This is a genomic window from Actinoallomurus acanthiterrae, assembly GCF_054775715.1.
On the sequence record NZ_BAAHCO010000001.1, the window covers coordinates 4895789 to 4908075 of the forward strand.

Sequence of the window (12287 nt, forward strand, 5' to 3'; positions counted from 1 at the left end):
GCACCACGTCGTCTGCCACATTGCTCGGCGTCATCATCGGGGCCGAAAGTCCCTGGCCGTTCACCGTCGTCTGCCGCCACGGTGGAGTCACATGGGAGGTGTGCTCATGGACAACGAGCAGGCCGGTTCTGTCATCGTGGTCGGAGTGGACGGATCGGAGCCGAGCAAGGACGCGCTGCGCTGGGCTGCCCGGCAAGCCCAGTTGACCGGCGCGGAACTGCGCGTCGTTCGGGCCTGGCGACAGCCCGTCAGCTACGGCTTTCCCGCCGACTACGCCGATGCCGACTTCGAAGGCGACGCGCGTGAGGACCTGGACCAGATCCTTGAGGACGTGCTCGGCGGTGAGCCTCGCATCTCCGTCACCGCCCACGTGGTCGAAGGCCATCCCGCACAGGTCCTGATCGAGACGGCCGACGGTGCGGATCTGCTCGTCGTGGGATCCCGCGGCCACGGCGCTTTCGCCGGGATGCTTCTGGGCTCGGTCAGCGCCCACTGTGCCCACCACGCGACCTGCCCGGTGCTGGTCGTCCGCCACACCGGCGCCTGAAAACCTCGCCATCAGGAGGCGCCTGGCGTGATCAGTCCCAGCCGAGCGAGATAGCGTCGCGGACCGCTTCGTCGACGGAGGTTCGCCGCCCGCATCGGCAACGCCACCCGCCCGCACGATGAGCTCGGCGATACACGCGCCGTCGACGGCAACGCTCCTGCATGTCCAGTTGGCCGTCGGCTGAGACGGTGGCGACGCGGGCAGTCGCTGGGACTGCAAGCAGGCCTCCTTCTTCGCTGCGAGACATTCCCCGTGGTTCGCGTTCGAACCGAAGGCTAGCGAGCCACGATCCTGACTCCGCCCTTCCGGCAGTCGTCGATGATCGTCTTCCTGGATTGGTCATTGGCACGCGCTGGTGTGAAGGTGCAGGTCCATCCGTCGAAGGTGACCGGCTTGCCGGGGATCTGTCCGGCCGGCATCGAGATCTGCGTGTTGAATACCTGAATGGTTTCGCGGCAGCTGATCGTGCCGCTGATGACATAGGCGATGACACTGTCGGGAGAGCCGATGACAGGACCGCAGTTGACGTTCTCGGTGCCGGCCGGTGTGACCGAGATGGCCGGAGCGGCCGTCGGCGTCTGCGGGTGTGGCGTGGGCACGTGGTAGGCGATGGCACCGGCGCTGCCGAGGTCCCACAGTTGGATGCCTTGCATGGAGGCGACGGCGATGGTCTGGCCATCCGGCCTCATCGCCAGGATCGGGTTCTGCAGCGCTCCGGCGAAGAGCGTGGCCGCGATCTTCGTGGTGGCGATACTCCACATCCTGACGGCGCCTTTCGCGGAGGCACTGGCGAGGAATCTGCCGTTGGGGGTGAAGACGACTGAGCCGATGGAGTCGTCGGTGATACCGGTTCCGAGAGCCACGGCCTTGTGCGTCGACAGATTCCAAAGGTCGAGGGCGCTCTGGGAGGACCGGTTGCTGCCGCCTGCCGCCAGGGTCTCGCCGCCAGGACTGAACGCCATTGCCAGGGATGAGTAGTCTTCGGCGGCCGTGGACCAGGTGGCGATCTGGGTCACGCCAGGTTGTTTCCAGAGGTGCAGGACGCCATCAGTGGTCTGAGCGGCGATGGTCCTGCCATCGGGGCTGAACACCGCCCCCATGGGCAGGCTCGCAGCGAGGGTTCCGGTCGTGACGTCCAGGACCTGAGTCGGGTTCTGCTGCATTCTGACGGCGATGGTCTTACCGTCCGGGCTGAAGGCGATCGCGTAAGGCTTGTCGGGCGTGTGCAGGGTCCCGACTCGTTTCCTACTCGCCACGTTCCACAGCGTGATGCCATCGGCGCACGCGGCCAGCGTTGAACCGTCCGGGCTGAATGCCAGGCAGTCGACAGGCCAGCCCGCGGCGACGCGAATATCGGCGATCTTCGTGCGCTTCGCCACGTTCCAGAGGCGCACGACGCCGTCGTACATCCCCATCGCGAGGGTGGTGTCGTCCGGGCTGAACACAACGGAGTACGCGCCCGCGGCGGCCGAGTACGGTGTCGGCGCGGAGTCGGAAAGGACCAGGCGTGGCGAGACGGATGGCTCGGTCTTCGCCGGGCCTGGCCCCGAGCCCGGGGCCAGGACGTAGTGACGGATCGCGACTGCGCCGCCGATCGTGACCACGAGGATGGCCGAACAGATCGCCGCGAGTCGCCACGGCATCTTCCTCTGCCCACTCACTTGGGCGCCTTCCCGGGAATGAATGCGGACGTCGGGCTGGTCTGGTGGAACCAGGGAAGCCCGGTCGTGCCCATCACACGGAAGCCTGCTCCGCCGTTGGTCAGCATCTTTTGATGCCGTCTGCCGCGGGCCGTCCAGCGCAGCCTCACATCGAAGGTGCAGTCACATCCGGTGTCGCTGACGCGCAGCAGATACAACTGCGGGTCGGCCTGGGAGATGTGGTAGTAGAAGCCTTGCGTGGATCCGTTGGATCCAGGAGCCGCCGATCGGAGAACCTGGGGCGAAGCGGCGTCGAGATCGGTCCGATACACCGCGGCGGTGCCGCCGCCGCCTGGGGACGGCGATATCTGAAGGATGAGCCCATGGGCGGCTGACGGCTTGCGGGAGCGGACGACCACCTCCAGGCCGTCCAAGATGATCGCTTCGCTGCTGTCGGTCTGAACCGGGATCTCGATCGCTGCCTCTCCAGCAGGGACGACCCCAGGCAGTCGGTCGATCGAGGTGCCGGCGCGTACGGGCTGGCTGATGCCGGGAAGGGATCCCGGCCAGTAGAATTCGAGGTTCCTCATATTGACGGCGCGACAGCACCAGTAGGCGTCGGCCTGCACGCTCCCACGGGCCGCAGAGCTGGGCGACATGGGCCGGGTGAGGATCAGAGCCGCCACCACGATTCCGACGATCACTGCCGCGACCACTGCCAGGCCGGCCGCGCCTTTGCCGCCGGAGATGTGGAATCCGCTCGGCGGCCCTTCATTGACGGTGAGGTTCCCGCCGGCCACGTTCGCACGGCCCTGCCCGGAGGCCGTGGCCCGCACACGGGTACGGCGGACGTCCGATGGTTCCGGCGAGGTACTCTCCGGCGGCACAGTCATCGCTCGTTGATCGTCTGGTCGCCACCGGCCATGTAGATCCTGCCGTGCCCGGACGCCCGGGCCCGCATCTCGATGCCGGCCCGCTCACCCCCAGGCGTCTCCGTGTTCGCTCCGCGGCCGGCGCGGGTCGATCGGCCACCGTCAGCCAGACCTGCACCACGGCCCCGATCACCACCAGCACGATCGTGGCCACCCACCACGCCACAGCCCAACGCTGGGTGAGCATCCCGGTCGCGACATTCACCGCGGCCGCAAGCCCGACCGTACCCGCCGCGGCAGCCCCTCGCTTGACTCCCGACCGCATTCCGCCTCCAAGGCAGCATCGAGACGCACCCACGTGACCCCACCTATTGGGATTATCTCGCGCTTCTGGCACTATTCTGGATTTCAGAGAAAACGAAGTTGATTCTTTATAATCGATTTCGGGCCGACCGGACAGGAATTACGGCCAGGGCGCCAATGGGACTTCTTGCAGCAGTTTTCGATCATCCAAAGAAGATGATCTCGGCGGGCCTCCGGTGGTGAACCAATGGCCAGGACCCTCTGGTGCCGGGCCGCGGTCCGCGTGAGTGGCGGTCGCTTTGCGAACTCGATTCGATACGCGACGGGGTCACGGCGGCGCTCGCCTTCCGAGTTTCGCGTCGGCTGAGAAACCCTGGCAGTGCGCGGTCGAACGGTGGCGGCGCCCGGTACTCGACTGGCCAATCCGAAAAGCGGTGCTCAGGGGGCGTGAGGCAGCGCCCGGCGGAACGGTGGTGGCGCCGGGTGAGGGTTGTCGTAGGCCGGGCGGCCTGAACCTGGGCGGCCAGGAACTCCCGCCAGGTTGGCACTGGCCCGTCGAGGCGCTGGATCGATACCCGCACCGTGCGGGATCGCCCACATCGTGAACCGCGCCCGGGCCAGCGGTCGAAGCCGTGCCCATCCCTGCGCCCTCCACGAGGCAAATTATTGCACTAGACAAAGATTGAACCCATGTTTAGCATGCTGTACATGCGTTCAATGCCTGACGATCGGACCGCCCGGGCGATCATCCGCGACGAGGCGTTGCGGTTGTTCGCCGAGCACGGGCCGGAGGCAGTGACGGTCCGCCAGATCGCCGCGGCGGCCGGCGTGTCCGCGGGTCTGGTCGTCCATCACTTCGGATCCAAGGAAGGGCTGCGTGAGGTGGTCGATCAGCACGTGCTGGAGATGTTCGACGCGATGCTCGGGGAGATGACCCGCCCAGGCGCCCCGGATCTTTACGATCCGGCCGCGAGTGGGTCGCTGGTGGAGATGATGCTGCGGCACCTGCCGCCCGACTCGCCGCTTCCGGCCTATCTGCGCAGGCTGCTGCTGAGCGGAGGTGACGCCGGCACGCGGCTGTTCCACCGCCTGTTCGACACCGGCCAGGCGACACTGAGCGCTCTGGCGGAGGCCGGTTTGGCGGTGCCAGGGCGTGACCCCGAGGTGCGCGCCGCGTTCTTGATGGCCAACGACCTCGCCGTCCTGCTGCTACGCGACCAGCTCACCGATGTCCTGGGCGTCGACCCACTGTCGGAGGAGGGCATCGCCCGCTGGGCCCGGGAGATGCTCACCGTCTACGCCGCCGGACTGCTGACCGAAGCCGACGACAACCCCGGGGGAGAGCAGGAATGACCACCACCACATCCGCCGCCGTGCTCGAAGCCCGGAACGTGCACAAGTCCTACGGCAAGCACCAGGTCCTTCGCGGTGCCGACCTCGTCGTAGAGGCAGGTCAACTGATCGCCGTCGTAGGGGAGAACGGCGCCGGCAAATCGACACTGCTCAAGACCCTTGCCGGCACACTTCCGGCCGACAGCGGCCAAGTGCGACTGACCGGGACTCTCGGATACTGCCCTCAGGAGCCCGTGCTCAACGACAACCTCACCGTCGACCAGCATCTGCGCTACTTCGCCGCTGCCTACCGCCTACCGGATCTGCGGCGGGCCGAGGAACTACTCGACCGGCTCGGCTACCCGCGATACCGGCAGCACGTCGCCGGCGCGCTGTCCGGCGGCACCCGACAGAAACTCAACCTGACGCTGGCGCTGCTCCACGATCCCGACGTGCTGCTGCTGGACGAGCCTTATCAAGGCTTCGACTGGGACACCTACCTGCGCTTTTGGGACCTGGTCACCGACCTGCGCTCACGTGGCAAGGCCATCGTGATCATCACCCACCTGGTCTTCGAACAGGACCGATTCGACACGCTCGCCGACCTGGCCGACGGCCGCCTCATGCCCCGCACGCTCACCGGGAAGGACCACCATGCCGACTCCTGAACTCGCGTCCGCCACCGGTTCACCCGCCGCCTCCCGTCCGGCGCCGGCGTTCGGGCAGTTCTCGACCGCGCTGCGGTTCGCCGTCCGGAATCAGACCCGCAACCGCCTGGCCGCGCTGCTGCTGGTGGCCTTCGTCCCGGCCTGGTACCTGCTCATGATCGCAATGGCCGGACACAAGCCCCTGAGCTTCCGGCTGTTCGCCACCCGCCAGGTCATCAACGTCGACGGAGGCCACCTCACCTGCTCAGCGCTGGTCTGAACTCCCTGACCATGATCGTCGGATTCGCCGTCTTCGACGCCGTCCGCAAAGCCCTCACCTTCGACAGGCGTCTGGTGTTCGCCGGCTACCGGCAGAGCGTCCTGATCGCCGCGAAGACGCTGGCGGTCGCCTTGATCGCCATCGGTGTCGCCGGATACACCGCCGCCGTGCTGGTCGCCTTCTGGCGCCCCGGGCTGACGGGCTGGCCAGCGATCTTCGCCGGATTCGCGGTCATCGCCCTTATCTACGGGGCCTTCGGCCTTCTCCTGGGCGTCACGGTCAAAGGCGACCTGGAGGGCTTCTTCATCATCATCATGGGCGGGCTGACCGACACCTTCCTGCAAAACCCCCTCGGCAACCCGCTTGCCAACAAACCCATCCTGCAGTGGTTCCCCTCATTCGGCCCCATGCAATTCGCCGTCGGCGGATCACTCGGCCACACCGCCCTGTGGCGTCACCTGGCGTTGGGACTCACGTGGGCCATCGGCTTCACCGCCGCCGGCCTCATCATCTTCCGGATCAGAACCCGAACCCGACGGCACACCACCTGACGCTCGCCGTTGTCGGCCAGCGCGCGACGTACCTCGAGCGGGACGGAGATGTGGTGGAGAGCCCTGCCTTCATGGGGGTGATGTGGTCATCTGCGCGGCCGTCATCAGCCGCTGACGAGCGTGCAGTTCCGGTCAGGCGGTCCGGATTGCGGTGTGTAGCCACCCCGCGGCGGGCACCCGCACGGCCTCGGCCTCGGCGAATGGACGAAGGGCAGCCGCGATGGCGGTGCGGGCTCGGCTCAGCGCCTCATCATCGGCACCCTGAACCAACGCACGCAGATTCCCGTTGAGCAGAAAGTCGGCGGCGTCGGATGCGGTCCCACCTATGGCGGCGTCGGTCTCGAATGGGACGGCTGACTCGCTTCGGAATCCCGCTATGGTCAGGATGTCGCGCACCTGGCCGGGGTCGGTGAAGGTGAGCACGCCGGGAGCCTGGGTGGCCAGGTTCGGGGTGATGCCCGCGGTCGGCAACGCGTCGAGGACGGGATTGCGCGTAGGGCTACCGTGGCAGACGAAAACCAGGCGACCATCGGGCTCGAGCGCGCGGCCGACATTGGCGAACGCGGCGACGGGATCGGCGAAGAACATCACACCGGCCCGGCTGATGGCCAGATCGAACGCCGCGGCCGGGAACCGGTGCACCTGGGCGTCGCCGAGCACGAAGGTCGCATTGGGCAGGTTTTCTTCGACCATGCGGCGCCGCGCGAGATCCAGCATCGGCTCGGAGACGTCGATGCCGGTCGCGTGGCCACGGACGGCGGCGCGAGCGGCGATGCGGGTGGTCTGGCCAGTGCCGCAACCGATGTCGAGTACCCGATCGTCCGGCGTAATGGCGGCCGCAGTGAACAGATGTTCGGTGAATCCGCCGGCCATCGTGTCGTACCGATCGGCGTTATGGACCCAGTGGACGGCGTCCTCGCCGTTCCACTGTTCAGCCTGGTCGGCGTTCGGGATGGTGGACGTCACCGGGACGCCTCCTCAGCCAGTTTGTCGGCGAAGTGGCGGCGGCAGCCGGCGCAGCAAAAGCCGTAGGTCGTGCCCTGGTGTTCCAGGGTGGCCACCATGGTGCTGGCGACCATGCCGCACACCGGGTCGATGAGCATGTTGGGATCGTCCGGGATCGGGGTGTCGGTCTTGGCGTCGCTGATCATATTCAGCAGCGCCGACTCATCGACGACGCGGCCGAACGCCCCGTATCCGCCCTCCGGCACGCCGATGACGTGGACCTCGACGCGCGGCTCGCGGTAGCACCGCTCCGGTTCGGGGTCGGTCTGCGAGATCGCTCGAGTGATGCTTGCGATGAGGAACGCGCTGATGGCCTTGCGCCAGGGGCCTGGTACGTAGACACGCGCCACGTAGCGGGGCGGCTCGGCCGGGCCCAGCGTACGCCCGCCGCCGATCCAGGTGCCGATCTCGTGCACGACCACATGGTTGATCGATTCAAGAAGGTCGAGCACGCCGGGATTGGCGCTGGACGCCTCGCCGGCGTCGATCACGTCACGGATGGCGTCCACGTGGGTCAGCAACTGCTTCATGGTGAGCCTCTCGGCAAGCCGGCGCAGCTGCTCGGTGTCGTACGTCCCGCGCGGGACGAACAGCTCAAGGAACATCATCTCCAGGTCCTCCGTGCGTGGTTGAGTCGACGCTGATCCGGGCGCGTCGAACGGTCTGATCGCACACGTTGGCGCGGCGGCCTGTCAGATGACTCTCAACCGGGTCACATCCGGCTTTCGGCGGCTGTCGAGCGGCGGTCAGCACACCAGCCGGTCGGCGATGGCGGCGAGTGCGTCGTCACGGCCGAGGCGCCGACCTTGGTCATAGGCCTGGTATGCACGTGGGTCGAGCGTGGCTCGCAGCTTGTGGCCCAATCTGCGGACGTCGGGGTTGCCCGTGGCCAGGGCACCGCGCAACGCATGGGCCGCGCCGAGCACACGGCGGCGTCCTCGGCGGCTTGGCGCCGCAGCGCGAGTTCCGCCACGCCCACCGCGACCTGCGCCGCCATCAACTCCCGCAGTCGGACACCAGCGGCCACCGCATAAGGCGCGTCCAGCACATCGATCAGCGGCTCACCCCGTCACAACGCCAGCGCCTCCCTCACCCGACGCCACGCCAGCTCGGCGTCCCCCGCCCGTAGCGCCCGCCTGCCTCCGCCGGCCAGTCGCTCGAACAGACAGACGTCCACCGCATCCGGTGGTAGATCAAGCTGATACCAACCACTCCCGGATCGCACGATCTGCCGTTCGGAAGCGCCTGACGCAGCCGCCACACCAGCGACTGCAACGCTGCCGCCGGATTGACCGGAGCCACCTCCGGCCACAGCGCATCCATCAGGGACTTCGCGGTGACCGGATGGCCGACGTCGACCGCGAGCCGGATCAACAGCGCCCTCAGCCGTCCACGCCGATATCCACCACGTTGTGGTCAGCGGCCACCTCCAACGGCCCGAGTATCGACACCCGCATACCAAAGACCCTGCCACGAGCAATGAGCCGAAGATCAGCCGACGGCGAGCGGGTGTTCCCACCGACCGACTCGTCCTGGCTGATCTGGATCGACCTGCGAATTCGTCGAAGATCCGGCTATCGGATCGCCCACGTACGTAGCCCGACCGGCCACCGGTGTCAGTTCCACGGAATCCGTCCGGTGCTGTGGCCTCGTGATGTTGTTCAGCTGGTGGGCTGATCGGCGACCTCGGCTACCAGTGACACCACATCGTCGAGGTGACCCGGGGTGGTCAGGTGGCCCATGCTGGGGAGGACCCGCAGGTCGAGGTCCATGGTCCGGCGCAGTGCCGGTGCCAGTCGCCGAGGTGGGAGGAACCGGTCATGCTCTCCCACCCCGACCACGCAGGGCCGGTCGGCGCGGCGGGCCAGCAGTTCGGCCGGCAGGGGCGGCGGGGCCAGGGTGGTGCGGCAACCGGCGGCCATGAGGGTCATCCATTCCACTTCGGTCTCGGGCGGGTCCTCACCGGGGGCGACGAACAACCGAAGCATGCCGCGGGTGTGTTCAGTGTGGGACGCAGCAGCCACCGGGCCGAAGCCAGCGCCAGTGTCGGGTCCACCGCGAGACGGATGAAACCGGCGGGCGAGACCAGCGCCCGCGCCGCGATCCGGGGTGAGCCGGCGACCAGGGCCACCGCCGCTCCCAGCGAATTGCCCACCAGCACAACCCGGTCCAGGTCCGCGACCGTCAGGATCTCGTCCAGTACCTGGCCGTACCAGGCCAATCTTCCCCGTCGAGGCCGGTGCGGGTCGCTGAGTCCGGGCTGACCGGGCAGATCCACCACCGTGGTCGCCCAGCGTGCCGACAGCGCCCGCAGCCATGGCAGGGCCACCGCGGCGTTGAAGCCGGTGCCAGGCACCACGACGACCCGTGGCCTTCGGCGTCCGGCCGACACGAGCGTTACCCGGCCGGCGCTGGTGTCGAGCGCCGTAATCGTGAGTGGGAGGTCGGCCCGCGCCAAAGCATCCGAACACCACTGCCGCACCGCGAGCCGGCGGCGCGAACTCTTGTACACGGTGGGCACTGCGCCAGTGTGCTCGGCGGCACCGGGTCCGTCCAATCTTCCTGACCCACTAGCGATGCCGCGGCAGCGCAGTTCGATCGGATCCGCCGAACCGGTTACCTATCCGACCTTCCTGGGCGAGGCATTAGTTCTCTCCTGCTTGCGCCGCGAGTGCCTGAGTTTCCGTAGGCGTCAGCTGGATTTCACGGCATCCATGGCGTTGGGACTCTGCCGGGCTTTGATGAGGCTGGCGACGGTGGTGACGAACATCGTCGCCCCGATGACGGCGAGGGAGAGGCCGGTCGAGATCTCCGGGACGTGCGGGAACCAGGTCGTGTGCATCGCCTCGAGGACGAGCTTGATGCCGATGAAGGCCAGGATGAACGCGAGCCCTTTGCTGAGGTACACGAGGCGGTCGAGCAGTCCCCGGAGGAGGAAGTACAACTGCCGCAGCCCCATCAGCGCGAAGGCGTTCGCGGTGAAGACGAGGTAGGACTCCTTGGTCAGCCCGAAGATCGCGGGGATGGAGTCGAGGGCGAACAGCAGGTCGGTCGATCCGATGGCGACCATCACGATCAGCATCGGGGTGATGAGGCGCTTGCCGTCGATGCGGACGGTCAGCCGGTGCTCGTGGTAGTCCTCCGTCGTCGGGACGACCCGGCAGATCCAGCGCACGAGGATGTTCTCCTCGTACTCGTCCTCGTCGGGCTCACCGCGCACCAGGCCGTACGCCGTCCAGATGAGGAACGCGCCGAAGATGTAGAACAGCCACTCGAACCGGGCCAGGGCGGCGGCGCCCACGGCGATGAAGATCCCTCGCATCAGCAGCGCGATCATGATGCCGATCAGCAGGACCTTGTGCTGGTTGGCCCGGGGAACGGCGAACCGCGCCATGATCACATAGAAGATGAAGAGATTGTCGACGCTGAGGCTGTACTCGGTGAGGTAGCCGGCGAAGAACTGCGCCGAATAGTCGGCCCCGACCACGAACAGCAGGCCGATGCCGAAACAGATCGCCAGGAGGACGTAGAACGTCACCCACGCGGTCGCCTGCCGCAGGGAGAAGTCGCGTGGCTTTCCACGGTCGACCACCCACAGGTCGAACATGATGAACGCGAGCAGCCCCAGCAGGGTGAGACCCCAGACCCAAAGGGTGACGTTCACAAGAACACTTCCTCCGGTGGCAGACAACGGCCCCGGAGGTCTCTTCCGCTCTCACTCATCGTGAGGACCGACAGCACCGGGCCGCATGTGGCTCCTGGGACCGTGGTGACGACACTGCCGCGAAGGAATACTCCCCTCCTGAGGGGCGACTATATCGGCGTGACGATCGCCTTCCGCGCCGACCGAGCGTTTCAGTTCGATGCCGACGGCCAGGAGGAAGACGGTCAGCAGGCCTCGGCGGTCCAGTGCTCCGCCGACAGGTCCAGCACCAGCGCGGGACTCCGAAGCGGAAGTCACGGATGTGGGCGTAGAAGGCGGCCCACGGACTGTTCGCCCATCCGGGTGCCGCCGCAGCGGCCGCCAGCAGCACTGGCCCACTGATCGTCTCGGTCTGCAAGGTACTGGCCGCCACCGCATGCTCCGGCCAAGACCTGTGGCCTGTGCCATGGGAAACACTACGGACATGGGCACAGATTCACCACATCCTGACCACCCCGTACTTCGGACGCGGCGGATACCGCTGGCGATGGAAATGACTTCCCGCTCACTCATCATGTGCACGAGGAGTTGTACACGGACTTGCGCCGCCTGGATGTCCTGGTCCCGCGCCCGTCAGCCAACCACAGCGCCCGCGATCACCACGTCGTCGAGGTGATCTGGTCCAACCGGCTCCTCATTGGGCAGATCGACCTCCCATCACGGCGCCGCCCGGCAGGCTCGAATCAGCTCGTGTTCTGTTGCCGTTGGGCTGACGGGAGGAGCACGCCCTCTCCGTCGTGGTGACGCGGTACGTCGATGAGCAGAACGGTGAACATCGGATCGTCCGTCGCTTCGCCGTGCGTCCGGCCACTGCGGTACTCCTGCGCCGAAACCATCCAGTTCACCCCTGCTCGGCGTCATCGGCGGATGGATGCCGGAACCGGATGGCGTCGTGCAACGCGGAGGCGGGGATCCCTCAGCTGTGAACGTATCGGTCAGGGCTCACTCGGCCTGGGCCACGTCCGATACTGCCGAAGCAACCCGCGATGGTGACCGCATCCGACAAGATCACGACCAAAGAGCACCCAGGGAGCACCCACGCCCCCTGAACGATCACTACATGATCCGCTAGCGGAAAGAAACCGCAGGTCAGCGGCAAGATAAGTGGTAGGGCGCCTGGGACTCGAACCCAGAACCTATGGATTAAAAGTCCACAGTTCTGTCAAGAAGGCGATATCGCACCGTGTTTCGCGCTGCCGGTACGTGTCGTTTGGTCCGCGTTCGCCGTCCCGTCTCCAGCAGATCGGTTCGATGCCGTACCGGGTGCTGCCGGGCGGTACCGCGACGTACGAGCACTCGCCGAGCACCCACGCAACCCGCTGACGGCCCTTGCCGGGTGCTGCATGGCCGCAATTCACACCCATGAGAGCAACCTTCCCTGCCGTGCACCACCGTGGTGGATGCAAC

Annotated in this window: 13 protein-coding genes; 5 read left to right on the top strand and 8 right to left on the bottom strand. The window is 66.9% G+C overall.

Features of this window, described 5'->3' with window-relative positions:
* The first annotated feature begins 106 nt into the window (after positions 1-106).
* Positions 107-547: a universal stress protein gene (locus tag ACYVF7_RS23545; RefSeq protein WP_460344486.1), complete on the top strand. Its 441-nt coding sequence runs from the start codon at positions 107-109 to the stop codon at positions 545-547.
* Between the two features lie 275 nt (positions 548-822).
* Here ACYVF7_RS23545 and ACYVF7_RS23550 read toward each other — a convergent pair whose 3' ends face one another.
* Both ACYVF7_RS23550 and ACYVF7_RS23555 read right to left on the bottom strand, forming a co-directional pair.
* Positions 823-2190, bottom strand: coding sequence for a WD40 repeat domain-containing protein (locus ACYVF7_RS23550; RefSeq protein ID WP_460344489.1), 1368 nt, complete (start codon positions 2188-2190; stop codon positions 823-825).
* A gap of 14 nt (positions 2191-2204) precedes the next feature.
* Entirely contained in the window at positions 2205-2816 is a 612-nt protein-coding gene (locus ACYVF7_RS23555) for a hypothetical protein (RefSeq protein WP_460344492.1), read from the bottom strand.
* Between the two features lie 1254 nt (positions 2817-4070).
* Here ACYVF7_RS23555 and ACYVF7_RS23560 point away from each other — a divergent pair.
* The 4 genes from ACYVF7_RS23560 to ACYVF7_RS23575 are packed head-to-tail and all read left to right on the top strand — an operon-like array spanning position 4071 to position 6172.
* Complete coding sequence (locus tag ACYVF7_RS23560) at positions 4071-4715, top strand: TetR/AcrR family transcriptional regulator (RefSeq protein ID WP_460344495.1); 645 nt, start codon at positions 4071-4073, stop codon at positions 4713-4715.
* A complete protein-coding gene (locus ACYVF7_RS23565; protein WP_460344498.1) occupies positions 4712-5362 on the top strand; it encodes an ABC transporter ATP-binding protein in 651 nt (216 codons plus the stop codon). The genes ACYVF7_RS23560 and ACYVF7_RS23565 overlap by 4 nt, the downstream gene beginning before the upstream one ends.
* Complete coding sequence (locus ACYVF7_RS23570) at positions 5349-5621, top strand: hypothetical protein (RefSeq protein ID WP_460344500.1); 273 nt, start codon at positions 5349-5351, stop codon at positions 5619-5621. The genes ACYVF7_RS23565 and ACYVF7_RS23570 overlap by 14 nt, the downstream gene beginning before the upstream one ends.
* A gap of 11 nt (positions 5622-5632) precedes the next feature.
* Positions 5633-6172, top strand: coding sequence for a hypothetical protein (locus ACYVF7_RS23575; protein ID WP_460344503.1), 540 nt, complete (start codon positions 5633-5635; stop codon positions 6170-6172).
* Between the two features lie 132 nt (positions 6173-6304).
* Here the strand turns inward: ACYVF7_RS23575 and ACYVF7_RS23580 are convergent, their stop codons facing one another.
* From ACYVF7_RS23580 to ACYVF7_RS23605, 6 genes are all read right to left on the bottom strand, one after another.
* Positions 6305-7138, bottom strand: a complete 834-nt coding sequence (locus ACYVF7_RS23580) for a class I SAM-dependent methyltransferase (RefSeq protein ID WP_460344506.1) — start codon at positions 7136-7138, stop codon at positions 6305-6307.
* Positions 7135-7785: a YHS domain protein gene (locus tag ACYVF7_RS23585; protein ID WP_460344509.1), complete on the bottom strand. Its 651-nt coding sequence runs from the start codon at positions 7783-7785 to the stop codon at positions 7135-7137. Before ACYVF7_RS23585 ends, ACYVF7_RS23580 begins: the two co-directional genes overlap by 4 nt.
* A gap of 481 nt (positions 7786-8266) precedes the next feature.
* Positions 8267-8551: an AfsR/SARP family transcriptional regulator gene (locus tag ACYVF7_RS23590; RefSeq protein WP_460344512.1), complete on the bottom strand. Its 285-nt coding sequence runs from the start codon at positions 8549-8551 to the stop codon at positions 8267-8269.
* A 287-nt stretch (positions 8552-8838) separates the two neighbouring features.
* A complete protein-coding gene (locus ACYVF7_RS23595) occupies positions 8839-9108 on the bottom strand; it encodes an alpha/beta hydrolase (protein ID WP_460344515.1) in 270 nt (89 codons plus the stop codon).
* Complete coding sequence (locus ACYVF7_RS23600) at positions 9105-9698, bottom strand: alpha/beta fold hydrolase (protein ID WP_460344518.1); 594 nt, start codon at positions 9696-9698, stop codon at positions 9105-9107. The genes ACYVF7_RS23595 and ACYVF7_RS23600 overlap by 4 nt, the downstream gene beginning before the upstream one ends.
* 171 nt (positions 9699-9869) lie before the next feature.
* Positions 9870-10841: a TerC family protein gene (locus tag ACYVF7_RS23605; protein ID WP_460344521.1), complete on the bottom strand. Its 972-nt coding sequence runs from the start codon at positions 10839-10841 to the stop codon at positions 9870-9872.
* Between the last annotated feature and the right edge of the window lie 1446 nt (positions 10842-12287).